Origin of the sequence: Streptomyces sp. CY-1 (assembly GCF_047218265.1) — a bacterium.
GTDB lineage: Bacteria > Actinomycetota > Actinomycetes > Streptomycetales > Streptomycetaceae > Streptomyces > Streptomyces niphimycinicus.
On sequence record NZ_CP178393.1, the window covers coordinates 5,420,703 to 5,445,365 of the forward strand.

Annotated in this window: 24 protein-coding genes and 3 tRNA genes; 8 read left to right on the forward strand and 19 right to left on the reverse strand. The window is 71.9% G+C overall.

Translation table 11 applies throughout. From position 1 onward, the window contains the following. Window positions 1-60: 60 nt before the first annotated feature. The 3 genes from rpmG to ACK1X7_RS23220 form a co-directional block, all read right to left on the reverse strand. Window positions 61-225 (reverse strand): 50S ribosomal protein L33, encoded by a 165-nt coding sequence (rpmG, locus tag ACK1X7_RS23210; protein ID WP_009715907.1) that lies wholly within the window; start codon window positions 223-225, stop codon window positions 61-63. Window positions 226-311: 86 nt separating this feature from the next. Further along, a tRNA-Met gene (locus tag ACK1X7_RS23215) sits at window positions 312-384 on the reverse strand. Between the two features lie 60 nt (window positions 385-444). After that, window positions 445-517: transfer RNA gene (locus tag ACK1X7_RS23220), tRNA-Thr, on the reverse strand. Window positions 518-737: 220 nt separating this feature from the next. Between ACK1X7_RS23220 and ACK1X7_RS23225 the strand changes: the two genes are divergently transcribed. After that, the gene (locus ACK1X7_RS23225; RefSeq protein WP_390794429.1) at window positions 738-2,024 is read left to right on the forward strand and encodes a hydrolase; all 1,287 of its coding nucleotides are present in this window, start codon (window positions 738-740) and stop codon (window positions 2,022-2,024) included. A 24-nt stretch (window positions 2,025-2,048) separates the two neighbouring features. After that, a complete protein-coding gene (locus ACK1X7_RS23230) occupies window positions 2,049-2,717 on the forward strand; it encodes an NAD(P)H-binding protein (RefSeq protein WP_390794428.1) in 669 nt (222 codons plus the stop codon). Window positions 2,718-2,821: 104 nt separating this feature from the next. Here the strand turns inward: ACK1X7_RS23230 and ACK1X7_RS23235 are convergent, their stop codons facing one another. Then, window positions 2,822-3,346 carry a DUF3574 domain-containing protein gene (locus ACK1X7_RS23235; RefSeq protein WP_413115591.1) on the reverse strand — a complete coding sequence of 175 codons (525 nt, stop codon included), beginning with the start codon at window positions 3,344-3,346 and terminating at the stop codon, window positions 2,822-2,824. Window positions 3,347-3,599: 253 nt separating this feature from the next. After that, on the reverse strand, window positions 3,600-4,418 hold the full coding sequence (locus ACK1X7_RS23240) for a DUF1206 domain-containing protein (protein ID WP_413116903.1): 819 nt from the start codon (window positions 4,416-4,418) through the stop codon (window positions 3,600-3,602). Window positions 4,419-4,613: 195 nt separating this feature from the next. On the opposite strand from ACK1X7_RS23240, the gene ACK1X7_RS23245 reads away from it, so the two are divergent. Further along, entirely contained in the window at window positions 4,614-5,834 is a 1,221-nt protein-coding gene (locus ACK1X7_RS23245) for an amidohydrolase family protein (RefSeq protein ID WP_390794426.1), read from the forward strand. A gap of 18 nt (window positions 5,835-5,852) precedes the next feature. On the opposite strand, the gene ACK1X7_RS23250 is transcribed toward ACK1X7_RS23245, so the two are convergent. Further along, window positions 5,853-6,281: an MscL family protein gene (locus ACK1X7_RS23250; RefSeq protein ID WP_385138374.1), complete on the reverse strand. Its 429-nt coding sequence runs from the start codon at window positions 6,279-6,281 to the stop codon at window positions 5,853-5,855. A gap of 364 nt (window positions 6,282-6,645) precedes the next feature. On the opposite strand from ACK1X7_RS23250, the gene ACK1X7_RS23255 reads away from it, so the two are divergent. After that, window positions 6,646-8,157 (forward strand): glycoside hydrolase family 30 protein, encoded by a 1,512-nt coding sequence (locus ACK1X7_RS23255; RefSeq protein WP_390794425.1) that lies wholly within the window; start codon window positions 6,646-6,648, stop codon window positions 8,155-8,157. Between the two features lie 91 nt (window positions 8,158-8,248). Here the strand turns inward: ACK1X7_RS23255 and ACK1X7_RS23260 are convergent. Next, window positions 8,249-8,330, reverse strand: a tRNA-Tyr gene (locus tag ACK1X7_RS23260). A gap of 189 nt (window positions 8,331-8,519) precedes the next feature. Here ACK1X7_RS23260 and ACK1X7_RS23265 point away from each other — a divergent pair. Next, window positions 8,520-9,008, forward strand: coding sequence for a YajQ family cyclic di-GMP-binding protein (locus ACK1X7_RS23265; RefSeq protein ID WP_059148998.1), 489 nt, complete (start codon window positions 8,520-8,522; stop codon window positions 9,006-9,008). Between the two features lie 72 nt (window positions 9,009-9,080). Here the strand turns inward: ACK1X7_RS23265 and ACK1X7_RS23270 are convergent, their stop codons facing one another. The 12 genes from ACK1X7_RS23270 to ACK1X7_RS23325 form a co-directional block, all read right to left on the reverse strand. Next, complete coding sequence (locus tag ACK1X7_RS23270; protein ID WP_361495452.1) at window positions 9,081-9,473, reverse strand: YccF domain-containing protein; 393 nt, start codon at window positions 9,471-9,473, stop codon at window positions 9,081-9,083. Continuing rightward, window positions 9,470-10,333: a zinc metalloprotease HtpX gene (htpX, locus tag ACK1X7_RS23275; RefSeq protein WP_078642888.1), complete on the reverse strand. Its 864-nt coding sequence runs from the start codon at window positions 10,331-10,333 to the stop codon at window positions 9,470-9,472. Before htpX ends, ACK1X7_RS23270 begins: the two co-directional genes overlap by 4 nt. A gap of 221 nt (window positions 10,334-10,554) precedes the next feature. Then, complete coding sequence (locus ACK1X7_RS23280) at window positions 10,555-12,114, reverse strand: NADH-quinone oxidoreductase subunit N (protein ID WP_385138376.1); 1,560 nt, start codon at window positions 12,112-12,114, stop codon at window positions 10,555-10,557. Beyond that, the gene (locus ACK1X7_RS23285) at window positions 12,111-13,748 is read right to left on the reverse strand and encodes a complex I subunit 4 family protein (protein ID WP_385138378.1); all 1,638 of its coding nucleotides are present in this window, start codon (window positions 13,746-13,748) and stop codon (window positions 12,111-12,113) included. The genes ACK1X7_RS23280 and ACK1X7_RS23285 overlap by 4 nt, the downstream gene beginning before the upstream one ends. Before the next feature lie 3 nt (window positions 13,749-13,751). Beyond that, a complete protein-coding gene (locus ACK1X7_RS23290; protein WP_413115592.1) occupies window positions 13,752-15,770 on the reverse strand; it encodes an NADH-quinone oxidoreductase subunit L in 2,019 nt (672 codons plus the stop codon). After that, complete coding sequence (nuoK, locus tag ACK1X7_RS23295) at window positions 15,767-16,168, reverse strand: NADH-quinone oxidoreductase subunit NuoK (RefSeq protein ID WP_059149004.1); 402 nt, start codon at window positions 16,166-16,168, stop codon at window positions 15,767-15,769. Before nuoK ends, ACK1X7_RS23290 begins: the two co-directional genes overlap by 4 nt. Continuing rightward, window positions 16,168-16,752 (reverse strand): NADH-quinone oxidoreductase subunit J family protein, encoded by a 585-nt coding sequence (locus tag ACK1X7_RS23300; RefSeq protein ID WP_382954119.1) that lies wholly within the window; start codon window positions 16,750-16,752, stop codon window positions 16,168-16,170. The genes nuoK and ACK1X7_RS23300 overlap by 1 nt, the downstream gene beginning before the upstream one ends. Next, on the reverse strand, window positions 16,749-17,432 hold the full coding sequence (locus ACK1X7_RS23305; RefSeq protein WP_413115593.1) for a NuoI/complex I 23 kDa subunit family protein: 684 nt from the start codon (window positions 17,430-17,432) through the stop codon (window positions 16,749-16,751). Before ACK1X7_RS23305 ends, ACK1X7_RS23300 begins: the two co-directional genes overlap by 4 nt. Then, the gene (locus tag ACK1X7_RS23310; protein WP_208515729.1) at window positions 17,432-18,397 is read right to left on the reverse strand and encodes a complex I subunit 1/NuoH family protein; all 966 of its coding nucleotides are present in this window, start codon (window positions 18,395-18,397) and stop codon (window positions 17,432-17,434) included. The genes ACK1X7_RS23305 and ACK1X7_RS23310 overlap by 1 nt, the downstream gene beginning before the upstream one ends. Further along, the gene (locus tag ACK1X7_RS23315; protein WP_413115594.1) at window positions 18,394-19,743 is read right to left on the reverse strand and encodes an NADH-quinone oxidoreductase subunit C; all 1,350 of its coding nucleotides are present in this window, start codon (window positions 19,741-19,743) and stop codon (window positions 18,394-18,396) included. The genes ACK1X7_RS23310 and ACK1X7_RS23315 overlap by 4 nt, the downstream gene beginning before the upstream one ends. Further along, complete coding sequence (locus ACK1X7_RS23320) at window positions 19,740-20,423, reverse strand: NADH-quinone oxidoreductase subunit B (protein ID WP_385138388.1); 684 nt, start codon at window positions 20,421-20,423, stop codon at window positions 19,740-19,742. Before ACK1X7_RS23320 ends, ACK1X7_RS23315 begins: the two co-directional genes overlap by 4 nt. Then, window positions 20,414-20,836, reverse strand: coding sequence for an NADH-quinone oxidoreductase subunit A (locus ACK1X7_RS23325; protein ID WP_059149010.1), 423 nt, complete (start codon window positions 20,834-20,836; stop codon window positions 20,414-20,416). Before ACK1X7_RS23325 ends, ACK1X7_RS23320 begins: the two co-directional genes overlap by 10 nt. A 178-nt stretch (window positions 20,837-21,014) precedes the next feature. Here ACK1X7_RS23325 and ACK1X7_RS23330 point away from each other — a divergent pair, with 178 nt between their 5' ends. The 3 genes from ACK1X7_RS23330 (at window position 21,015) to ACK1X7_RS23340 (ending at window position 24,613) form a co-directional block, all read left to right on the forward strand. After that, on the forward strand, window positions 21,015-22,250 hold the full coding sequence (locus tag ACK1X7_RS23330; protein ID WP_390794421.1) for a sensor histidine kinase: 1,236 nt from the start codon (window positions 21,015-21,017) through the stop codon (window positions 22,248-22,250). A 216-nt stretch (window positions 22,251-22,466) separates the two neighbouring features. Continuing rightward, on the forward strand, window positions 22,467-23,810 hold the full coding sequence (locus ACK1X7_RS23335) for a sensor histidine kinase (RefSeq protein ID WP_413115595.1): 1,344 nt from the start codon (window positions 22,467-22,469) through the stop codon (window positions 23,808-23,810). Between the two features lie 131 nt (window positions 23,811-23,941). Further along, entirely contained in the window at window positions 23,942-24,613 is a 672-nt protein-coding gene (locus ACK1X7_RS23340) for a response regulator transcription factor (RefSeq protein ID WP_014054096.1), read from the forward strand. Window positions 24,614-24,663: the final 50 nt, after the last annotated feature.

The window sequence follows — 24,663 nt, forward strand, 5'->3', positions numbered from 1 at the left end:
TTACCAACGAAACGAGGCCGCCCCCCGCGAGTGGGGGCGGCCTCGAATGAGAGCTTATTGCTATCGCGTCTCACGGTGCGCGGTGTGCGCGTTGCAACGCGGGCAGTGCTTCTTGATCTCAAGACGATCCGGGTCGTTGCGCCGGTTCTTCTTGGTGATGTAGTTCCGCTCCTTGCACTCCACGCAGGCCAGCGTGATCTTCGGGCGGACGTCGGTGGCAGCCACGTGAGTGCTCCTTGACGAACGGATAAAGGATTAACGCAGAAAGAGTAGCCGATCGAAGGACCGACCCCGCAATCGGCTACTGTCAGTAGCGGTGACCGGACTTGAACCGGTGACACAGCGATTATGAGCCGCTTGCTCTACCGACTGAGCTACACCGCTGTGATGCGAGTGACTCCCCGCTCGACTCAGCGTAGCCGAACGGGAAACCTCACACATCAGAGCCCCAATACGGAATCGAACCGTAGACCTTCTCCTTACCATGGAGACGCTCTGCCGACTGAGCTATTGGGGCGAGCGATGAAGACATTACACGGTCGGCCGCCGAAGGTGAAATCCGTATCGCCCCCTCGTCACCCTGGGCTCGGGCACCACACCGGTACGACTATTCGGCTCCTCCGCGAAGCCGCCGCCACCGCGTCCTAGGCTTCGGATCGCACCCGCGTGATCTTGGCTGCGCAACCGTCGCGCGCCCCTGTGCGCCCCGCGTACGCCCTGCGAATCCCAGGAGTGCGATGCCCGAGAGCCAGCAGCAGCCGCAGCCGCCTCAGCAGCCGCCCAGGAACGGCGGCGCGGGCCCCGAGCCCACCGCTCTGGTGCTCGGCGGCGTCCGGCTCGCCGACGGGCGCACCGTGGACGTCCGGCTCAGCGGTGGGCGGATCGAGGCCGTGGGCACGGCGGGCAGCCTCGTCCCCGGCACCCGGCTGGACCTCGGCGGCTATCTGCTGCTGCCCGCCCCCGCCGAACCCCACGCCCACTGCGACACCGCCCTTACGGCCGACATGGCGGGCCCGGTCCCGTACGCCCCCGGGGACATCCAGCGCCGCACCGTCGAGGCCGCGCTGCTCCAGCTCGGCCACGGGGCGACCGCGCTGCGCACCCATGTCCGCATCGGCGGGGTGCACGGGCTGCGCTCCCTGGAGGCGGTCCTGGAGGCCGGCCGTACCCTGCGCGGGCTCACCGAGCTGAGCGCGGTGGCGGTGCCCCGGGTGCTGACCGGCGCCGCCGGGGCGGACGGCCTGGCGATGCTGCGGGACGCGATGGAGATGGGCGCGGCGGTCATCGGCGGCTGCCCCGACCTCGACCCGGATCCCACCGGCCACGCCGAGGCCGTCCTCGACCTCGCCGCCCGCCATGGCTGCGCCGTCGATCTGCATACGGACGGTGACGACCCGGCCCGCCTCGCCCGGCTCGCGGCGATGGCCGGGGGCCTGCGGCCGGGCGTGGCCATCGGCCCTTGCGGCGGACTGTCCCGGCTGCCCCTGGAGAGCGCGGGGAGGATCGCCGAGCGGCTGGCGGCGGCCGGGGTGACCGTCGTCTCCCTCCCCCAGGGCGACTGCGCCGGGCTGGAGCACCAGGGCATGCGGGGAGCGCGCCCCTGCGCCTGCGCGCCGGTGCGGCTGCTGCGCGCCGCGGGCGTCCGGGTGGCCGCGGGCAGCGGGGCGCTGCGGGACGCGGTCAACCCGGTGGGCCGGGGCGATCCCCTGGAGGCCGCCTTTCTGCTGGCGTCCCGGGGCGAGCTGCGGCCGGACGAGGCGTACGAGGCGGTGTGCGGGCGGGCGCGGGCCGCCATGGGGCTCGCCGAGGTGCGGGTGGAGGCCGGGTTCCCGGCGGAGCTGCTCGCGGTGCGCGGGGACGGGCTCGCGGGGGTGCTCTCGCTCGCGTACAGCAGGGTCGTGGTGCACCGGGGCCGGGTGGTGGCCCGTACCAGCGCGGTGCGGGAGTACTGCGACTCGGCGGCCGCGGCGGCGCTGGACCTGCCCCGGCAGGCGCGGTCGCAGAGCGGCGGCGAGCAACAGTAGGCCGCACGGCGTACGGTCGGGATCATGCGCATTGTGATCGCTGGTGGACATGGACAGATCGCGCTGCGGCTGGAGCAGTTGCTCACCGCGCGCGGAGACGAAGTGGCGGGCATCATCCGCAAGCCCGAACAGGCGGGCGACCTGCTGGCGTCGGGCACCGAACCCGTCGTCTGCGACCTCGAATCGGCCTCGCTGGAGGACGTGGTCAAGCATCTGGAGGACGCGGACGCGGCCGTCTTCGCGGCCGGCGCGGGCCCCGGCAGCGGTGCCGCCCGTAAGGACACCGTCGACCACCGGTCCGCGGTGCTCTTCGCGGACGCGGCCGAACGGGCGGGGGCCCGGCGGTTCTTGATCGTCTCCTCCATGGGCGCGTCCCACGAGCCGCCGCCGGACACCGACCCGGTCTTCGCCGCCTATCTGCGCGCCAAGGCCGCGGCCGACGACGACATCCGCGCCCGGGACGGCCTCGACTGGACCGTGCTGCGCCCGGGACGGCTGACGAACGAGCCGGGTACGGGCCGGGTGAAGCTGGCCGAACACACGGGCCGGGCCGAGATCACCCGCGACGATGTGGCGGCGGTCCTGACCGCCCTGCTGGACGAGCCTCGTACGGCGGGCCGCACGCTGGAGCTGATCAACGGCGACACGGCGGTGGCGGACGCGGTGGCGGCGGTCGCGGCCGAGCGGGGCTGAGACGCCGGGGCGGCCGGGGCGGCTGGAGTGGTCGGTTCGGCTGGAGTGGTCGGAGTGGCCGGGGTGCTCGGAGTGGTCAGGGTGGCCGGTTCCGGCCCGATGGCTCAGAAGTCCACCCGGGCCGGGGCATCGGCCCGGGCCACGGACTCCTGGGGGTACTGCCGCTCGTAGGCCGTCCGGATCCGTTCGATCCGCGGGTCCTGCGTCGGGGCCTCGGACGTCGGATAGAGCAGGATCACCTCGTACGAGCGCTCCCGCTCGATCGTCCCGCTCTGGTCCCGCCACTGCCCCCGGCCGTCGTGGATCGTCAGGCCGGAGGGGAAGCGCGGGGTGATCTGCCGGTCCACGAAGGCCAGGAACTGCTTCTCGGTGACGGGCGGCCCGCCGTCGGGGCGCTCGGTGCCGAAGAAGAGCCGGGTCTCGACGTACGGCTTGCCCCGGTCCACGGCACCGGAGGCCACGGCACCGGAGGGCGTCGCGGCGGGCGGGTCGTCCAGCGCGGCGTACGCGGCGACGGGGGTGGCGGCGGCGAGGACGAAGGCCGCCCCTAAGGCGGCGATACGGGCGCGTGGCTTCACGGTCGGCACGCGGAGCTCGAGGGTCGGCACGCGGGGCTCGATGGTCGGCATCGTCCGATGGTCCCGGCGCCCGGAACCCCGGGGAAGACCGCCTTACGGAGCACATCCGTGCGAGACGCGCGAGGCGCGGGGCGGGGCCCGGCGCCGGGGGCAGAGGGGCAGGCGGCGAGATCGGGCCCGGTGCCACCCGGCACGGGAGGTAGGAGGCCGAACCCGAGCCCCCCGGCACAGGGACCGCGCTCAGCCCCGGCCCCACGAGCGCAGGGACAGAGCCAGGCCCGAGCCCCAGGCACGAGCAGCGCGCTCAGACCCGGCGCCACCGCGCCATCGCGAACGAGAACGCCCCGAAGAGCGCCAGCCCCAGCGCCACCGCCATCAGCAGCCACGGCCCCGCCGCCGTCCCGGCGAAGGTCCGCAGGGTGTCGTCGATGCCCTTCGCCTCGCCCGGGTCGTAGCGCACGGCGGCCGAGAGCGCGAAGCCGCCCGCCACCGCGAACACGGCCCCGCGGGCCACCCCGCCGCAGACCCCCAGCGCCTCCACGGTCCGCCGCGTCCGCCGGGACATCGCGCCCACCTTGAGGTGCTTGCGGAAGCCGCGCCGCAGCGCCCGTACGGCGATCCACACCCCGGCCGCGGCCACCGCGGTCCCGGCGGCGGCGACCAGCCACCGGCCGTACGGCAGGTCGAGCGCGCGGGCCGTCACGTCCTGGGACTGCCGGTCGCTGGAGCCGCTGCCCTGCTCGCCGGTGGCGAAGGAGAGCACGGAGTAGGCGACGACGCCGTAGAAGACCGCACGGGCCGCCCCCGCCAGCCGCTTCCGTGCCGCGCCACCGTCCGGCCCCGCGGCCCCGAAGACCGCCTCGGACAGCCGCCACAGCGCCATGCAGACCAGCCCGATGCCGACCGCCCAGACCAGCGCGGCGCCGAACGGCTGCTGGGCGAGGACCTGGAGGGCCCCGCCCCGGTCGGCCTGCTCGCCGCGGTCGCCCAGGGCGATGCGCAGCGCCAGGACGCCGATGAGCAGATAGAGCACCCCCCGGGTGGCCAGCCCCCAGCGGGCCGCCGCCTCGATGGCCCGGCTGCCCGCCTGGCGTGGGGTACGTGTGCGCGGTGCCGAACCCAGTCCGCGTGCGATCGACGATGCGTTCACCGTTTCCTCCCGGTTGTCGCACCTCGGGTGCCCTGAACGTAAGTGCGGAAACGGGGCTTTCTCTTGTTGGTTGAAGCGATCCGCCCTACTCTGCCGCCAGAATCTGACGAACCGTCAGATCGAGACGGAGCCACAGGAGCACCACGAGAAGACCGGGGAGATGGCGAGATGGCCGACGAGACGAACGGCACGACCGAGCTGCCTCGGGTCATCAGCGTCGATGACCATGTGATCGAGCCCGCGCACCTCTTCGAGACCTGGCTCCCGGCCAAGTACCGGGACCGCGGCCCCAAGCCGCTGACGGCCGGGATCGGCGAACTGGCCTACGTCGGCGGCAAGTACAAGTTCACCACCGACCCGGACGGCCAGCTCACCGACTGGTGGAGTTACGAGGGCGACCTCTTCCCGTACAAGCGGATCATCGCCGCCGTCGGCTTCACCCGCGACGAGATGACTCTCGACGGCATCACCCGCGAGCAGATGCGCCGCGGCTGCTGGGACCCCAAGGACCGCCTCGCCGACATGGACCTCAACCATGTCGAGGCGTCACTGTGCTTCCCGACCTTCCCCCGCTTCTGCGGCCAGACCTTCGCCGAAGCGAACGACAAGGAGGTCGGGCTGGCGTGCGTCCGGGCGTACAACGACTGGATGGTCGAGGAGTGGTGCGGCGACAGCGGCGGCCGTCTCATCCCGCTCTGCCTGATCCCCCTGTGGGACGTCGATCTCGCCGTCCAGGAGATCCGCCGCAACGCGGCCCGCGGCGTCCGCGCGGTGACCTTCAGCGAGATCCCCACCTACCTCGGGCTCCCCAGCATCCACAGCGGCTACTGGGACCCCTTCTTCGCCGAGTGCGAGGCCACGGGGACGGTCGTCTGCATGCACATCGGCTCCTCCTCCCAGATGCCCGCCGCCTCCCCCGACGCCCCGCCCGCCGTCCAGGCCGCCCTCAGCTTCAACAACGCCATGGCCTCGATGATGGACTTCCTCTTCAGCGGCGTCCTGGTCTCCTTCCCGCGCCTCAAGCTGGCCTACGCCGAGGGACAGATGGGCTGGATCCCCTACGCCCTGGAGCGCGCCGACGACGTCTGGGAGGAGCACCGCGCCTGGGGCGGCGTCCGCGACCTCATCCCCGAGCCGCCGTCCACGTACTACTACCGGCAGATCTACTGCTGCTTCTTCCGCGACAAGCACGGGGTCGCCTCGCTGGACACGGTCGGCGTGGACAACGCCACCTTCGAGACCGACTACCCCCACGTCGACTCCACCTGGCCGCACACCCGCCGCATCGCCGCCGAGCATGTGGCCGGGCTCTCCCCCGAGACCACGTACAAGATCCTGCGCGGCAACGCGATCCGCATGCTGGAGCTGGACCTCGACGGGGCGCGCTAGGCAACGGCGGCCAGTGGGTTACTCCGTACGCGGCTGATCCGAGCCGCAGTAACGGCATTTGCGCGCCGCCTCGAGGATGTCATCGGCGAGGCATTCCGGGCAGGTCTTGACCGGGCCCGGCTCCCCGAAGACCTCCGCGCCCCGGCGGGCCTGGGTGTACTTGTACGGCATGACGATCAGGAAGTAGATGACGGCCATGAAGATGATGAAGTAGATCAGGGCGCCGATGAACGACCCGATGTTGATGTAGGTCGCCTTGTTCCCCGCCTGGCCGAGCTGCCAGCCGAGCCCGACCGCCTTGCCGCCCTGGAGCCGGGCGATGATCGGGTTGATCACGGAGTCGGTGAACACCTTGATCAGCGTCGAGAACGCCAGCGCTGTGACCAGGCCGATGGCGACAACAATGACATCACCGCGCATGAGGAAGTTCTTGAAGCCCCTGAGCACGATCCGCCCTCTCTGTCCTGATACGGGGGAATCACCACCCTAGGAGCGGTCCCGCGGAGCCCCGGGCGCGCCACGACGGACGGCCGCCCGTACGGCGGCAGGGGCGCACTTAATCCACGTCATGAGGTAAGTCGTCCGCGAGGCTTGACGCCCGGCGGCGCGCCTCGGATCATCACAGTCACCGAGCACCGTGAACACACCGGTGCTTCGCAGCTCAGCCGCTCAGCCGCTCAGCCGCTCCGCTGCTCAGCCGCTCCGCATCTCCGTTGCCGTGAACACACCGGTCACCGGAGTCTTCCCTTCCTTCTCTCCGGCCGTGACCGCACCGGCCCGAGCCTGCCCGCACAGGAAAGGCATCGGTTTCATGAGATCCGTCAGATCCAGATCCCCTCGTACCGCGCGCACCGCCCTGGTGACCGCCCTGGCCGCGGTCGCCGTGGCCGCCGGCCCATGGCTGACCTCCCCGGCCGGCGCCACGGCCGCCGGCACCGGCCCGGTCAGGGCCGGCGAGAGCGTCGACGTCTATCTGACCACCACCTCCGGCTCCGACGGCCGCACCGTCGTGAAGGGCCTGGAGCAGCAGGCGCCCATCCGGTTCGGCTCGGGCGGGGGCGGCAGTGTCACCGTCGACGAATCCCGGACGTACCAGGAGTTCTCGGGCGCCGGGGCGTCGTTCACGGACACCGCCGCATGGCTGTTCAACAGCAGCGGCGCACTGAGCCAGAGCACCCGTGACGAGGTGATGCGCAAGCTCTTCTCGCCCACGGACGGCATCGGGGTGAGCTTTCTGCGCAACCCGCTCGGCGGCTCCGACCTGGCCCGCTTCGGCTACACCTTCGACGATGTACCGGCCGGGCAGACCGACCCCGGCCTCACCAGGTTCTCCATCAACCACGACCTCGCCGACGTCCTGCCGCTGACCAAGCAGGCCAGGCAGCTCAACCCGGCGCTGAAGGTCATGGCCTCGCCCTGGACCGCCCCGGCCTGGATGAAGGACAACGACCAGCTCAACCAGGGCTGGCTGGAGGCGCAGTACTACGGCACCTACGCGAACTACTTCGTGAAGTACCTCCAGGAGTACCAGAGCCGGGGTGTGCCGATCGACTACGTGACCGTGCAGAACGAGCCCACCTGCTGCCCCGGCTACCCGTCGATGCAGTGGAACGGCTCCGGGCTCAACTACTTCACCAAGAGTGAGCTGCTGCCCAAGCTGGCGAACGCGGGCCTGAAGACCAAGGTGCTCGCCCTCGACTGGAACTGGGACCAGTGGGCGGGCTATGGCGCGCCCGTCGTGGACGACGCCGCCATCCGCAACCACCCGAACTTCGGCGGCATCGCCTGGCACGGCTACGGCGGCAACGTCGGCCAGCAGACGACCGTCCACAACCAGTACCCGAATGTGGACGCCTTCGACACCGAGCACTCCGGCGGCACCTGGATCGCCGATCAGCAGCAGGAGGACATGCACAACCTGATCGACTACACCCGCAACTGGGGCAAGAGCTGGATCAAGTGGAGCCTCGCCGTCGACCAGAACAAGGGCCCGCACAACGGCGGCTGCGGCACCTGCACCGGACTGGTCACCGTGCACAACGGCGACGGCCAGAGCGGCCGGGTCGACTACACCGTCGAGTACTACACGATGGGCCACCTCACGAAGTTCGTGAAGCCCGGAGCCCGCCGCATCGACTCCAGCGCCAGCTCCACGGTGCCGAACGTGGCCTGGAAGAACCCGGACGGCTCCAAGGCGCTGATCGCCTACAACGACACCGGCAGCCAGCAGACCCTGAGGGTCAACTGGGGCAGCCAGTCCTTCAGCTACCAGCTTCCCGCCCGGGCCTCCGCCACCTTCACCTGGACCGGCACCCAGTCCTAGGCCCGGCGCACGGCCGCGTCCCCGCTCCACCCTGAACACAGCAAACGGCCCCTGACCGCGTTTCCGCAGTTCAGGGGCCGTTTCCCTCGTGTGGCGGCGCCAGGATTCGAACCTGGGTAGGCTAAGCCGACGGATTTACAGTCCGCTCCCATTGGCCACTCGGGCACACCGCCTGGGATGTGGCCAGGTGCCCCGCTCTCGCGGTGCTGCTCCCTGGCAACGACGTAAACAATACCTGATGCGCGGGGGTGCTTCGCCACCCGGTTGATCGCCTCTGGATCATGGCCGAGATCGCTAGGCTGGCTGGAGCGGTCCGCTGGGCCGTGCCACTGACGGATCTACGTACGAGGAGCCAACTCAAGATGGCCGACTCCAGTTTCGACATCGTCTCGAAGGTCGAGCGGCAGGAGGTCGACAACGCTCTGAACCAGGCGAGCCGCGAGATCTCCCAGCGCTACGACTTCAAAAACGTCGGCGCCTCGATCGAGTGGTCGGGCGAGCGGATCGAGATGCGAGCCAACTCCGAGGAGCGGGTCAAGGCGATCCTCGACGTCTTCCAGTCCAAGCTGGTCAAGCGCGGGATCTCGCTGAAGGCCCTGGACGCGGGCGAGCCCCAGGCGTCGGGCAAGGAGTACAAGATCTTCGCCTCGCTTCAGGAGGGGATCTCGCAGGAGAACGCGAAGAAGGTCGCCAAGATCATCCGCGATGAGGGGCCCAAGGGCGTCAAGGCGCAGGTGCAGGGCGAGGAGCTGCGGGTGACGTCCAAGAGCCGGGATGATCTACAGGCCGTGATCGCCCTGCTCAAGGGCAAGGACCTGGACTTCGCGGTGCAGTTCGTGAACTACCGGTAGCCGGCACTCGGACCGGTGCGGCAGGGGCGGTGCGGCGTGGCCGTGCCGCCCCTGGCGTTGTCGGCGGGCGGGTCAGCGGTGGCCGAAGGGCTGGTCGGTGGGGACGATCTCGACGCCGAGGGGGGCCAGGGAGATCGGGATGAGCTTGAAGTTGGCCAGGCCCAGGGGGATGCCGATGATCGTCAGGCAGAGGGCGATGCCGGTGATCAGGTGGCCGAGCGCCAGCCACCAGCCCGCGAGGATGAGCCACAGGACGTTGCCGACGCAGGAGGCGGCTCCGGCGTCGGGGCGGGGGACGGTGGTGCGGCCGAAGGGCCACAGGGCGAAGCCGGCGATGCGCCAGGAGGCGAGCGCGAGGGGGATGCCGATGATCGTGAGGCAGAGCAGGACCCCGGCGAGCACGTAGAGGATCGCCATCCACAGGCCGGCGAAGATCAGCCAGATGAGGTTCAGGAGGGTTTTCACGGTTGGTGTCCTGCCATCTGCTCGAGTCGTGCGATGCGCTCCCGCATGGGCGGGTGGGTCGAGAAGAGCTTGGCCATGCCCTCACCGGCGCGGAACGGGTTGGCGATCATCAGGTGACTGGCGGTCTCCAGGCGGGGCTCGGGCGGCAGCGGAAGCTGTTTCGTGCCCGCTTCCAGCTTACGCAGGGCGCTGGCGAGCGCCAGGGGGTCGCCGGTGAGCTGGGCGCCGGAGGCGTCGGCCTCGTATTCGCGGGAGCGGCTCACGGCGAGCTGGATGATGGAGGCCGCGAGCGGGCCGAGAAGCATGATCAGCAGCATGCCGACGAAGCCGGGGCCCTCGTCGTCGTCGGACCGGCCCATCGGGATCAGCCAGGCGAAGTTCACCAGGAACATGACGACGCTGGCGAGCGCGCCCGCGATCGAGGAGATCAGGATGTCGCGGTTGTAGACATGGCTGAGCTCATGGCCGAGGACCCCGCGCAGCTCGCGCTCGTCCAGCAGCCGCAGAATGCCGTCGGTGCAGCAGACCGCCGCGTTACGGGGGTTGCGGCCGGTGGCGAAGGCGTTGGGAGCCTCGGTCGGTGAGATGTAGAGCCGGGGCATCGGCTGGCGCGCGGCCGTGGAGAGCTCGCGCACCATGCGGTACAGCCCCGGTGCCTCGAACTCGCTGACGGGGCGGGCGCGCATCGCGCGCAGGGCCAGCTTGTCACTGTTCCAGTAGGCGTATGCGTTGGTCCCGAGTGCGACGACGACCGCGATGATCAGCCCGGTGCGGCCGAAGAGGCTGCCGATGAGGATGATGATCGCGGACAGACCACCGAGGAGTACTGCGGTCTTCAGCCCGTTGTGCCGGCGGTGCACTGTGTGCCCTCCCGTTGTGCCGCAGGGGAACGCTTTGCCTGGTGTCTCCACCTTCCAGTGGACCCTCCTGAAAAAGTCAACGCCAGGCGAAGGGCACCAGTTCCCTTGTGCACACGGGTGCGGGCGCGCGGCCGGTGACCACGGATCGCGCGGCCGGTGGCGACAGGTCGCGCGGCCGGTGGCGACGGATCGCGCGGCCGGTGCGGCGGTCGCGGGAGCGGTTACAGCAGGGTGTCCGAGGCGAACCGCAGGACGAGCTGCGGGGCGCCGGACAGGGCGATGCCGACGACCGCGGTGAGGCCGATGGCGGCCGTAAGGGGAACGGCGCGCGGGCGGGCGGCGGCCGCCCCGTCCGCGGGTGCGGGCTCCGCCCCTGCGGCGGGCTCGGGTGCGCGGAAGAGCACCGCCGTCCACTGGAGGTAGTAGTAGAGCGCCACGACCACGTTGAGCGCCATCACCACCGCGAGCCAGCCCAGCCCCGCGTCCACGGCCGCCGAGAAGACGGTCACCTTGGCGAAGAGCCCGATGACGCCCGGGGGCAGCCCGGCCAGGCACAGCAGGAAGAAGCCGAGTGCCAGGGCGGCGGCCGGGCGGGCCGCGTACAGCCCGCGGTAGTCGGTGAGGCGGTTGGCCGGGCTGGTACGGGCCACCAGGGCGGCCACCGCGAAGGCGCCGAGGTTCACGGCCGCGTACATCAGGGCGTACGCGACGGTGGAGCCGATGGCGCGGGAGGCGTCCTTGGCCGAGTCGGCGTAGCCGGCCGCGGCGATCGGGACCAGCAGATAGCCCGCCTGGGCGACGGAGGACCAGGCGAGCAGCCGTACGGCGCTGAAGGCGCGCTCGGGGCGCTGGCGCAGTGCCGCGGCGTTCCCCGCGGTCATGGTGAGGGCGGCCAGGACGGCGACGGCCGGGCCCCACACATCGGCGTAGGAGGGGAAGGCGAGGACGGTCACCAGGATGAGGCCGGAGAACCCGACCGCCTTACCGACGACCGATAGATACGCCGCGACGGGCACGGGGGCGCCGACGTAGGTGTCGGGCACCCAGAAGTGGAAGGGCACGGCGGCGGTCTTGAACGCGAAGCCCACCAGGGTGAGCACGACGCCCGCCTGGGCGAGCGTGTCGAGCCGCGGGTCGACATGGGTGAGGGCGTCGGCGATCCGGGTCAGATGGAGGCTGCCGGTGGCGGCGTAGACGAAGCTGACGCCGAGCAGCATCACGGCGGTCGCGGTGACCGAGGAGAGGAAGAACTTCAGCGCGGCCTCGGAGGACAGGCGGTCGCCGCGGCGCAGGCCCACCAGGGCGAAGGCCGGGAGCGAGGCCACTTCGAGGGCGATGACCAGGGTCGCCAGATCGCGGGAGGCGGGCAGCAGGGCGGCCCCGGCGGCGGAGGACAGCAGCAGGAACCAGAACTCGCCCGCGGGGAGTTTGAGATCGTCGAGGGCGCTGAAGGACAGCAGCCCGGTGAGCAGCGCCCCGCCGAGCACGAGGAACTGGATGACGAGGGCGAAGGTGTCGGCCGTGTAGCTGCACGCGTGGGCGCCGCTGGTCAGGCAGAAGGTGGAGCGGTCGCCGTCCAGCAGCGGCAGCAGGGCGAGTGCGGCCAGGGCCAGTCCCGCTATCGCTCCCCAGCCCAGCAGATGCTTCCTGTGCTCGGGCAGGAAGAGGTCCGCGACGAGGACGGCGAGGCCGGCCAGGGCCGCGATGGTGGGCGGTGCGACGGCGAGCCAGTCGACGGACTGGACGAGGCTGGTGGCCAGGCTCGTGGCGTTCGCAGTCATCGGTTGCCTCCCGCGAGGAGCTGCTGCACGGCCGGGTCGGTGAGGCCGAGGAGGGCCGCGGGCCACAGTCCGGCGAGGACGGTGAGGACCACCAGGGGGCTCCAGGCGGCGAATTCATGGCCGTGGACGTCGGCGAGGGCGGGCCGCTCGGGCTCGGTCCCGACGCGGGGCTCGATCGGATGGTCGCCCATGCAGACGCGCCGTACGACGATGAGCATGTAGGCGGCGGTGAGCAGGGTGCCGAAGCCGGCGAGCGCCATATAGGTGAGATACGCCGGGCGGCTGAGCCCGTCGGCGGGGTCGAAGGCGCCGAACATGGCGAGCATCTCGCCCCAGAACCCGGCGAGTCCGGGCAGCCCCAGGGAGGCCACGGCGCCGAAGGCGAGCAGTCCGCCCAGGCGCGGCGCCCTGCCGTACAGGGCGGCGCCGCTGGTGCCCGCGAGCTGGTCGAGGTCGGTGGTGCCGGAGCGGTCCTTGAGGGCGCCGACGAGGAAGAAGAGCAGCCCGGTGATCAGGCCGTGGGCGATGTTGGCGAAGAGCGCGCCGTTCACGCCGGTGGGGGTGAGGGTCGCGATGCCCAGCAGTACGAAGCCCATATGGCCGACGGAGGAGTAGGCGATCAGCCGCTTGAGGTCGCCCTTGGCGCCGCTGCGTTCAAAAGGCGCGAAGCCTCCGTTGAGGGTGGTGGTGGGAGACGGGAGGGCCAGGGCGAGGCAGGCGAGGGATCCGTAGATGATGCCGACCACGGCGAACGCGGCGAGGTAGGGCGCGTAGGTGTGGGCCGCCCCGGGGGTCATCGGCAGCACGATGCGGACCAGCCCGTAGGTGCCCATCTTGAGCAGCACGCCCGCCAGCAGCACCGAGCCGACGGTGGGGGCGGCGGTGTGGGCGTCGGGCAGCCAACTGTGCAGCGGCCACATGGGGGCCTTGACGGCGAGTCCGACGATGATGGCGAGGGCCGCGGTCAACTGGGTGGTGTGGCTGAGCCCGGAGCCCTTGTCGGTGGCGAGTGCCACCATGTCGAAGGTGCCGCCCTTGAGTCCGACGAGGAGGAGGCCGAGCAGCATGACGACGGAGCCGAGCAGTGTGTAGAGGATGAACCGCCAGGCGGCGCGCTCCCGTTCGCCGCTGCCCCACCGGTTGATGAGGAAGTACATCGGGATGAGGACCATCTCGAAGGCCAGGAAGAACAGCATCAGGTCCAGCACCGCGAAGCTGGCCAGGGTGCCGGACTCGAGGAGCAGCAGCAGCGCGACGAAGGCCCTGGGGGACGGCCCGGCGGGCCGGTTGAAGTAGGCGTAGAGCGCGCTGAGGAAGGTCAGCAGCGCGGTCAGCACGAGCAGCGGCAGCGAGACGCCGTCCACGCCGAGGTGGATGCGGATGTCCAGCGCCGGGATCCAGCCGATGTCCGTCTGGGCCTGCATCCTGGCCGGGTGGTCGTGGTCGAATCCGGCGGCCAGCGCGATGGCGGCGGCGAGCACCACTGCGGTGACGGTCACGCCGTGGCGCAGTACGGCCTGGTCGGGTCCGCGGCCGCGCAGCCCGGGCGGGGCCGGGAGCAGGGCGGCGGCGCTGCCGAGCAGGGGGAGCACGACCAGAGCGGCGAGGAGGAGTTGCTGGACGGTGTGGTTCACGGGTCAGGCTCCCGCTGCGACGAGGACGGCGGCCACGGCCAGGACGAGGGAGCCCGCGAGCAGCGCGCCGAGGTAGGTCTGCACATTGCCGGTCTGGGCGCGGCGGACGGCCGCGCCGAGCAGCCGGGGCGCACCGCCCGCGCCGCGTACGTACGTCTCGACGACCTCGCGGTCGAGGAAGCGGACGAGCCGGGCGGCGGCGGCCACGGGCCGGACGAACAGGGCGCTGTAGACGGCGTCGAGGTGGAAGCCGACGGCCGCGTGGCGGTGCAGCGGGCCCAGGAGCAGCCGCCCGGGGTCGGCGGGGTCGCTGGCGCCCGCGATGGAGCCGTAGGCCGCCTCGTGGGTGGCGATGGCCTCGGCCTCGGAGACGGCGTCGGCGGCTTCGGGGTGGGCGGCCACCGCGCCGAGCGGGATGCGGGCGGCCCGGGCCGAGCTGTGCCGCCACGCGCCGTACATGACGAGGGCGCCGACCAGGGCCAGCCCGGTGCCGAGGACGGAGGTGGTGAGGGTCGGGGTGAGCGTCTCGCCGTCGAACCAGTCGGGCAGCGTGCCGTAGGCGAGGCCGAGGGCGGCGGTGGGGATGAACAGCGCCCATAGGACGGCGTTCATGGCCACCGGCTGCTTGCCGTGGTCGGGGACGGGTTCGCCCCGGCCGCGGAAGGCGAGCAGCCACAGCCGGGCCGCGTATCCGGCGGTGAGGAGCGCGGTGAGGAGTCCGGCGAGGAGCACGGTCCAGCCGACGCCCTCGGGGACGCCGGGGGTGTGGCCGGTCGCGGCGTGCTCGGCGGTGCCGAGGACAGCCTCCTTGGAGAAGAAGCCCGCGAAGGGCGGGATGGCGGCGAGCGCGAGCAGCGCGACCGTCATCGTCCAGAAGGCGTCGGGGATGCGCTGGGCCAGGCCGCTCATCCGGGACATGGCCGCGAGGGAGTTGCTGCCCGCGGCGTGGATCACCACGCCCGCGCCGAGGAAGAGCAGCGCCTTGAACGCGCCGTGGGTGATGAGGTGGAAGACGGCGGCGCCGCGGTCGTCGACGGCCAGCGCGCCCGTCATATAGCCGAGTTGGCCGACGGTCGAGTAGGCGAGGACGCGTTTGATGTCGTCCTGGGCGAGCGCGGCGAGCGCCGAGCCGACCATCGTCACGGCCGCCATGGCGGCCAGGACGGCGAGCGCGGCGGCGGAGGAGGCGAAGACGGGCAGCAGCCGGGCCACGACAAAGACACCGGCGGCGACCATGGTGGCCGCGTGGATCAGCGCGGAGACCGGGGTGGGGCCGGCCATCGCGTCCGGCAGCCAGGTGTGCAGCGGGAACTGCGCGGACTTGCCCGCGACCCCGGCCAGCAGCAGCAGCGCGATCAGGGTGGGGTGGTCCAGCGGCACCCCGGCGGTCTCGGAGGTCAGCCGGGTGTGGATCTCGCTGATCCGGAACGTGCCGGTGTCGCCCGCGAGCGCGAAGATGCCGATCAGGAACGGGACGTCGCCGAGCTTGGTGACCAGGAACGCCTTCAGGGACGCCGAGCGCGCGGCCGCGGTCTCCCAGTAGTGGCCCACCAGGAAGTACGAGCAGATGCCCATGATCTCCCAGCCGACGAGCAGCACGATCAGGTCGTCGGCGTAGACGACCAGGAGCATCGCGGCGGTGAAGAGGGAGACGAGCGCGGCGTAGGAGGGGTAGCGGGGGTCGTCCCGCAGATAGCCGGTCGAGTAGATCTGCACACAGCAGGCGACGACGGAGACGAGGACCGCGACCAGGGCGGCGAAGCCGTCGACCTGGAGGGCGAGATCGATGGGGACCGAGCCGGTGTCGGCGAGCCGGGTCGCGGCGGTGAGCGGGGCCGTACCGCCGCCCGCTCCCCCGCCCTGCCGTACGGCGACGAGCACGGCGAGCCCGGCCGCGGCGAGGGTCGGCAGCACCGCGAGGGGGCGGACGAAACCGGGGGCGCGGCGGCCCAGCAGCAGCCCGGCGACGGCGCCGAGGAAGGGCAGGAGGGGGACGAGAACGGCGGCGGTCGTGGTCGTCACGCGGTCTGCCTCCGGGCGCGTCGTGCCTGGTCGGCGTCGTTGTCAGTGGGGGCTGCCATGCTGTCGTCCATCGGGTCCTGGCCGTCCGACGGGGGGTCGGCCAGGTCCCGGAGCTTGTCGACGTCGGCGGTGCCGCGGTTGCGGTGGACGAGGAGGACGATGGCGAGGCCGATGCCGATCTCGGCGGCGGCGATGGCGATGGTGAAGAGGGTCAGGGCCTGGCCCGCGTGCAGGGTGTCGCGGAGCCAGACATCGAAGGCGACGAGGTTGAGGTTGACGGCGTTGAGCATCAGCTCGACCGACATCAGCACCAGGATCGCGTTGCGGCGGGCGAGGACGCCGTACAGGCCGGTGCAGAAGAGGAGGACGGCGAGCACGGCGGGGTAGGCGAGGTGCATCAGCGCTTCTCCTTGCCGCTCTGGGCGTCCCGCGGTTCGGCGGTCTTACGGGACAGGACGATCGCGCCGACGAGCGCGGCGAGGAGCAGCACGGACAGCGCCTCGAACGGCAGCACCCAGTGGCGGAAGAGGCTCTCACCGGAGACGGCGGTGGAGCCCTGGACGCCCTTGTCCAGCTCGATCCAGGTGGTCCGGAAGGCGTCCACGACCACCCACACCAGGAGGCCCGCGGCGGCCACGGCCACCGCGAGCGCGGCCGGGCGGTTGCCCGAATCGGCGTCCGGGGAGGGGCCGATGGGCGCCTTGGTGAGCATCAGCCCGAAGAGGAGGAGGACGACGACGGAGCCGACGTAGATCAGCACCTGCACCCAGGCGATGAACTCCGCCGTGAGCAGGAGGTACTCCACGGCGATGCCGCCGAGCGCCACCACCAGCCAGAGGGCGGCGTGCACCAGTTGCTTGGTGGTGACGGTCAGGACGGCCGCGCCGAGGGTCGCGATGCCCACCAGCAGGAAGGCGATCTCGACGCCGGACGGCGACAGGAACCCGTGGCCGGTGGCGGCCAGGTGGACCGCGGGGCTCACGTGGCGGCTCCGTTTCCGTCGGATCCGTCGGTGCGGTTGGGCCTGTCGGCCCCGCTGCCGGCGCTGGGCCCGTCGCCGGCGTTGGGCCCGTTGGTCCCGTCGCTGGTGTCGGAGGCGCGCTCCGTCTCGGCCTGCGCGGCCTCGGCGGCGGCCGCGGCCTCCGCGGCCGCGAGCTTGTCGGCGGCCTTACGGGCGGCGCCGATCTCCTTGGGCTCCTCCGCGCGCGGGTCGAGCGCGGGCGGCGCGGGCACCGTCCACATCCACTCGCGGAGCTTGTCCCGCTCATGGGTGAGATCGCGGATGTCCTCCTCCGCGTACTCGAACTCCGGCGACCAGAAGAGCGCGTCGAAAGGACACACCTCGATGCAGATACCGCAGTACATGCACAGGGCGAAGTCGATCGCGAACCGGTCCAGCACATTGCGGCTGCGCTCGCGCCCGCCCGGGGCGGCCGGGGGGACGGTCTCCTTGTGCGAGTCGATATAGATGCACCAGTCCGGGCATTCGCGGGCGCACAGCATGCAGACCGTGCAGTTCTCCTCGAACAGCCCGATCACCCCGCGGGTACGGGGCGGCAGCTCGGGCTGCGCGTCCGGATACTGCGCGGTGTGCGACTTCCGGGTCATCGTGCGGAGGGTGACGGCCAGGCCCTTGGCCAGGCCGGATCCGGGGATGCCCATCAGGAGATCACCACCTTGACGACGCCGGTGAGGGCGATCTGGGCCAGTGAGAGCGGAATGAGGCAGGTCCAGGCGAACCGCTGGAGCTGGTCCTCGCGCAGCCGCGGATAGCTGACCCGCAGCCAGATCACGACGAAGGCGAGGACGGCCGTCTTCAGCAGCGTCCACAGCCAGCCGAGGCCGTCGGCGAACGGACCGTGCCAGCCACCGAGGAAGAGGACGGTGGTCAGCCCGCACAGGATGACGATGCCCGCGTACTCGGCGAGCAGGAAGAGCGCGAACCGCAGCCCGGTGTACTCGGTGTACGCACCGAAGATGATCTCGGAGTCGGCGATCGGCGCGTCGAACGGCGGGCGCTGAAGCTCGGCGAGACCGGCGGTGAAGAACACCACCCCGCCGACGATCTGCCACGGCACCCACCACCACTCGAACGCCTCGAGGATGCCGGGCAGCGAGACCGTGCCCGCCGCCATCGCCACGGAGGCGGCGGTGAGCAGCATCGGCAGCTCGTACGCCATGAGCTGGGCGGCCGTACGCAACCCCCCGAGGAGGGAGAACTTGTTCGCCGAGGCCCAGCCCGCCATCAGCGAACCCAGCACCCCGACGCCCATCACGGCGAGCACGAAGAAGATGCCCGCGTCCACGACCTGGCCGACGGCCCCCTCGGCGGGGCCGACCGGGATCGCGACGAGGACGAGCAGGTACGGCAGCAGGGCGACGGCGGGCGCGAGCTGGAAGATCCGCCGGTCGGCGCCGGTGGGTACGACGTCTTCCTTCTGCGCGAACTTCACCCCGTCCGCGACCAGTTGGGCCCAACCGTGGAACCCGCCCGCGTACATCGGCCCGAGGCGGCCCTGCATATGGGCCATGACCTTGTGCTCGGTCTGCCCCACGAGCAGGGGCAGTACGAGAAAGGCGAGCAGGAGGGCGAGCAGTCGCAGCGCGACGTCGAGGACGTCGTTCACGCGGTGCCTCCTGGCTGATCGTCGGAGTTGGTCTCGGGGGCGTCGGGCGTGCCGGAGGCGGGGCCCGGTTTCTCGCCGCCGCGTTCGTCCCCGTCTCCCTCGGCCTCCGGTGCCTCCGGCTCACGCGGGGTCTCGGCGTCCTCGTCCCGCGCGGGACGAGCATGATGCCAGGGAGCGTCGGACGATCGCGTCCGAGGCGCGGGGCGTTCGGCCGCTGGGGGCTGGGTGTCCGCTGTCGGCTCCGTACCGGCCGGGCGCTGACTCGCCGAGCCCTCGCTCACACTGCGGGAGCGTCGGGGCGGGCGCTCAGCCGCCGGAGTCGCAGCGTCCGCCGTTGGCTCCGCGCCCGCCGGGCGCTGACTCGCCGAGCCCTCGCTCACGCTGCGGGAGCGTCGGGGCGGGCGTTCAGCCGCCGGAGTCGCAGCGTCCGCCGTTGGCTCCGCGCCCGCCGGGCGCTGACTCGCCGAGCCAGCCGTTGCGGTGCGGGTGCGGCGGGCGGGGCGCTCGCCCGCGGCGCGGGCGCCGGCGCGGGCCGGGCGGGCCGGGGCGGGGGGTAGCTGGCCCTTGAGGGGGCCCCACTCGTTGGGGTCCGGGACGCCCGGCGGCAGCATCTGCCGTCGCTTGGGGCCGCCGTGTTCGGACTCCCCTGGCTCCTTCGCGCCCGGCCACGCCTTGACGACCCGGGCCGCCAGCACGAAGTCCTTGCGCAGCGGATGCCCCTCGAAGCCGTCGGGGAGCAGCAGCGGCGCGAGACCGGGGTGGCCGGTGAAGCCGACGCCGAACATCTCGTGGGTCTCGCGCTCATGCCAGGCCGCCCCGGCGTAGACGCCGGTCGCGGTCGGCAGTGCGGGCGCGTCGTGCGGCACGGTGGTGCGCACCAGCAGACCGCGCACCGCGCGCCCGGCCGCACCCCCGCTCCCGCTCCCGCCGAGGGCGACGACGTACGCGGCCACCCGGAAGCCGGTGCCCGGCTCGTCGACCGCGCTCAGCCAGTCGAAGTAGGTGCAGCCGAGGGTGTCGCGGGCCGTCTCCAGCGACGCGATCCAGGAGTCGGCGGGGACGTCGACGGTGAGCAGGTCGTACGCCTCCTCCGCCGCGGCGCCCTCGCCGAACAGCTCGGTGGCGGAACGCGGCAGCCAGCCCACGGGCGGGGCGGCCACCGCAGCGGGCTCCGCCGCCGCAGCGGACTCCGCCGCCGCAGTGGGCTGCGCCACCTCCGCGGGCTCGACCTCTGCGGCCTCCGCCGCACCGGCTGGCCCCGCCGCACCGGCTGGCTCCGCCGCACCGGCGGCCTGCGCCGCACCGGTCCGCTCCGGCGTCTCGTTCGGCTCGTTCGGCTCGGTCATGTCGTGTCTTCCCGCCCCGGAGGCGTGACCAGCCCGCTGCGCAGCGCGGCCGCGGACGGGCGGCCCGAGGCCGTGGATTCGGCACCGCGCCCCGGCGTCCCGTAGCGCTCGCCCAGCGACTCGCGCGCGATCTTCTCCTGGAGCTTGAGGATGCCCTGGAGCAGCGCCTCGGGCCGGGGCGGGCAGCCGGGGACGTAGACGTCCACGGGGATGATCTGGTCGACGCCCTTCGTCACGGCGTACGAGTCCCAGTAGGGGCCGCCGCAGTTCGAGCAGGCCCCGAAAGAGATCACGTACTTCGGCTCCGGCATCTGCTCGTACAGCCGCTTGACCGCGGGCGCCATCTTGTCCGTGACCGTGCCGGAGACGACCATCAGGTCGGCCTGGCGCGGCCCCGGCGCGAAGGGGATCACGCCGAGCCGGATGAAGTCGTGGCGGGCCATCGACGCCGCGATGAATTCGATGGCGCAGCAGGCGAGCCCGAAGTTGAAGACCCACAGGCTGTAGCGGCGGCCCCAGTTCAGGACCACCTTCATCGGCTCGGGAGCCAGCCGGGCCAGCGTGCCGAGACGGCGCGGCTCCGGCAGGTCCACCGGAGCGGAGGCGGGGACGGATGCGGGGACCGATGCCGGGACCGCCGCGGCGGGCGGTGTCGGCGTCGGGTTCGGTGTCACGTCCACTCCAGGACGCCCTTCTTCCATGCGTACAGCAGACCTACGGCGAGGAACCCGAGGAAGATGAACATCTCCACCAGCGTGGCGGCCCCGAAGCCGGGTGCCGCGAAGACCGTCGCCCACGGGAACAAGAAGATCGAGTCCACGGCGAAAATCACATACAGAAAAGCGTAGACGTAGTAGCGGACCTGGGTGTGGGCCCAGCCCTCGCCCACCGGGTCCACTCCGCACTCGTAGGTCAGCAGCTTCTCGGGCGTCGGCACGACGGGCCGCAGCAGCCGCCCGGCCCCGAAGGCCACGGCGACGAAGATCACGCCGATCGCCGCCAGCAGTCCGACCACCGCATAGCCCTGGAAGTAGCCGTCCGCGAGCTGGACGCCGGCGCCACTCGTGGTGTGTACGGTCGTCGCCTCCGGCACGTCCGCCTCGCTCCCTGGTCTCGTGGTCCCTGCCCGCTCCTCGTCGACCTCGCGTGTTCGACGATCCGTACGGACGGGAAGTCTAGGCCCTGCCGCCGCCCGCCCGGACGGCCCGTCCGCCATGCGGTAGGGCTACCCCCATGGCGGTCCCCCCGCCGGGCCGGGCAGTCTTGCTGCCATGACCTCCAGTTCCCCCGTCCACGGCCCCGACGGCGGCGGCGGCCGTGACCGCGGCGACGAGCGGCTGCCGCGGCCGCCCGCGTTCGCCTTTCCCGCGCAGACCTGGAAGGAGATCGCCCATCTCCTGGCCAATCTGCCGGTGGGCATCGTCTGCTTCGTGCTCACGCTGGTCTGGCTGGCCGTGGGCATGGGGCTGTCCGTCACGGTGGTGGGGCTGCCGCTGCTGGCCCTGGGGCTGCGCTTCAGCCGCCTCCTCGGCCGGCTCGAGCGGAACCGCGCCAGGTCGCTGCTCTCGATGCGCATCGATGAGCCAAGCCCCCTGCCGTACCGGCCGGACAGCGGCCTCCTCAGCCGGTTGTGGACGAGTCTGCGGGATCCGGTGGGCTGGCGCGCCACGCTGTACGCCCTGATCCGGCTGCCCTGGTCGGTGGTCACCTTCGCCCTCACCCTGACCTCGCTGTTCGTCGCCTGGCCGGTGCTGCCGTGGATCGCCCGGGGGCTGACGCATGTGGACCGGGCGATGGTGCGCGGGCTGCTGTTCCCCTCCGATGAGCTGGAGCGGCGGATCGCCGAGCTGGAGTCGGACCGGGGCACGGTGGTCGACACCGCCGCCGCGGATCTGCGCCGCATCGAGCGCGATCTGCACGACGGCGCCCAGGCCCGGCTGGTCGCCCTCGCCATGGGGCTCGGTCTGGCGAAGGAGAAGCTGGAGGAGGATCCGGAGGCCGCCGCGAAGATGGTCGACGAGGCCCACGGCGAGGTGAAACTGGCCCTCCAGGAGCTGCGCGACCTCGCCCGCGGCATCCACCCCGCGATCCTCACCGACCGCGGCCTCGGCCCGGCCCTCTCCGCGCTCTCGGCCCGCTGCACGGTCCCGGTCACGGTGACGGTCGAGCTGCCCGAACGCCCGGCGCCCGCGATCGAGGGAATCGCCTACTTCACCGTCTCCGAACTGCTCCAGAACATCAGCAAGCACAGCGGCGCCCGCACCGCCGAGGTCGACCTGTGGCGCACCGAGGACCGGCTGCTGATCCAGGTACGGGACGACGGACACGGCGGGGCCTCCACCGAGGGGGGCACGGGGCTCGCGGGGCTGACGGAGCGGCTGGGCTCGGTCGACGGGCTGTTCGCGGTGGACTCGCCGCCCGGCGGGCCGACCTCCGTGACCGCCGAGCTGCCCTGGCGCCACCGGACGGGGTCGGCGGCGGGCACGGCGGTGGCACGTTCCCGGTAGGGCGCCCCTCCCCGCAGCCGGCTGACGCCGGAAGGCAGAGCCGGCCCCCGGCAAGGCCCCCGGCCCCCGAAGGTAGGGCTAACCCCCCGGTGAAGAGGCCGATCCGCCCGATGGTCGCGCCGACCGCGCTCCGGGACTCTTGGGTGTACGCAGACGACGCGACCACCTCACCGGGGATCGCGTGACCCACCAGGCTCCCGGAGGACGGACGAGACGATGGCCACCGCATACCGACCCTACGAGCCGGGGACCGAGCCCCGTGGCCATCTGGTGCCCGCGGCACTGAAGGCGCCGTTCCAGGCCCGGGTCTGGCGTGAGTTCCTCTATCTCGTGATCAGCCTGCCGATGGCCATCCTCACCTTCGTCTACACGATCACGATGATCGCGCTCGGCGCCGGGCTGCTGATCACCTTCCTCGGCGTCCCGGTGCTCGGCGCCGCCCTCGCGGGCTGCCGGGCGCTCGGCGTCGTCGAGCGGGCCCGCGCCCGTGCGCTGCTGCGGCTGGACGTGGCCGAGCCCGAGCCCGTCCTCGGCCGGAAGGGCGGCCGCGAGGGCAGGCGCGGGCCGGTCGCCTGGGTGGGGGCGCTGCTCAGAAGCGGCACCTCCTGGCGTCATGTGATCTACGCGCTGATCCATCTGCCGTGGGCGGTCTTCTCCTTCACCTTCGCGATCGCCTTCACCTGCTACGGCTGGGGCTTCGCGACCTATCCGCTGTGGCGCTGGGTCTTCCCCCGGTACGTGGACGAGCCGGGCCTTCAGGTCTTCGGGGACGACCACGGGCGCGCGTTCTATCTGGACACCCCGTTCGAGATCACCGCGACCTGTGTCGTGGGGGTGCTGGTCCTGCTGCTGACCCCGTGGGTGATGCGGGCGCTGACCTCGGTCGACCGGATCATGGTGGCCGGGCTGCTCGGTCCGTCGCGGCTGGCCAGCCGGGTCTGGGAGCTGGAGTCGGACCGGGGCACGGTGGTCGACACCGCCGCCGCGGATCTGCGCCGCATCGAACGCGACCTCCACGACGGCGCCCAGGCCCGGCTGGTCGCCCTCGCCATGGACCTGGGCCTGGCGAAGGAGAAGCTGGAGGAGGATCCGGAGGCCGCCGCCAAGATGGTCGACGAGGCCCACGGCGAGGTGAAGCTCGCCCTCCAGGAGCTGCGCGACCTCGCCCGCGGCATCCACCCCGCGATCCTCACCGACCGCGGCCTCGGCCCGGCCCTCTCCGCGCTCTCGGCCCGCTGCACCGTCCCCGTCACGGTGACCGTCGACCTTCCGCAGCGGCCCGCGCCCGCGATCGAGGGAATCGCCTACTTCACCGTCTCCGAACTGCTCCAGAACATCAGCAAGCACAGCGGCGCCCGCACCGCCGAGGTCGATGTCTGGCGTACCGAGGACCGGGTGATGCTTCAGATCACGGACGACGGGCGGGGCGGGGCCGGCACCTCCGCCGGTTCGGGGCTGGCCGGGCTGTCCGAGCGGATCGACGCGGTGGACGGGATCCTCGTCGTCAACTCCCCGGCGGGCGGTCCGACCACCGTGACCGCCGAGCTGCCCTGGCGCTGACTCGCGATCCCACCGGCCGTACGCCCTTCGGCGTCGGCCGGTTCTGCGCGACGCGGGCGGCCCAACCCTGGGATGCTGGTCCCCACGGAAACAAGCGAAACGGGGGCCGAGTGAATCAGGGGCCGAGCATCGTGCCGGACAGAGTACGGGTGGTCATCGCCGAGGATTCGGTGCTGCTCCGGGAGGGGCTGACCCGGCTGCTGACCGACCGGGGCCATGAGGTGGTCGCGGGCGTCGGGGACGCGGAAGCGCTGATCAAGTCGGTGCGGGAGCTGGCCGACGAGGGCGTGCTGCCGGATGTGGTGGTGGCCGACGTAAGGATGCCGCCGACGCACACCGACGAGGGGGTGCGGGCGGCCATCCGGCTCCGCCGTGACCATCCGGGCCTCGGCGTGCTGGTCCTGTCGCAGTATGTGGAGGAGCAGTACGCCACGGAGCTGCTGGCCGGGAACAGCCGGGGCATCGGCTATCTGCTCAAGGACCGGGTGGCCGAGGTGCGCGAGTTCGTGGACGCGGTGGTGCGGGTCGCCGAGGGCGGTACGGCGCTCGACCCGGAGGTGGTCGCCCAGTTGCTGGGCCGCAGCCGCAAGCAGGATGTGCTGGCCGGGCTCACCCCGAGGGAGCGGGAGGTCCTGGGGCTGATGGCCGAGGGGCGTACGAATTCGGCCATCGCCCGGCAGCTCGTGGTGAGCGATGGCGCGGTCGAGAAGCATGTGAGCAACATCTTCTTGAAGCTGGGCCTGTCGCCGAGTGACGGGGATCACCGTCGGGTGCTCGCCGTGCTCACGTACCTCAATTCCTGAAAGCAGACTTCCGCGGGCCAAAGCCGGGCCAAAGGCTGAACGGGGGATCA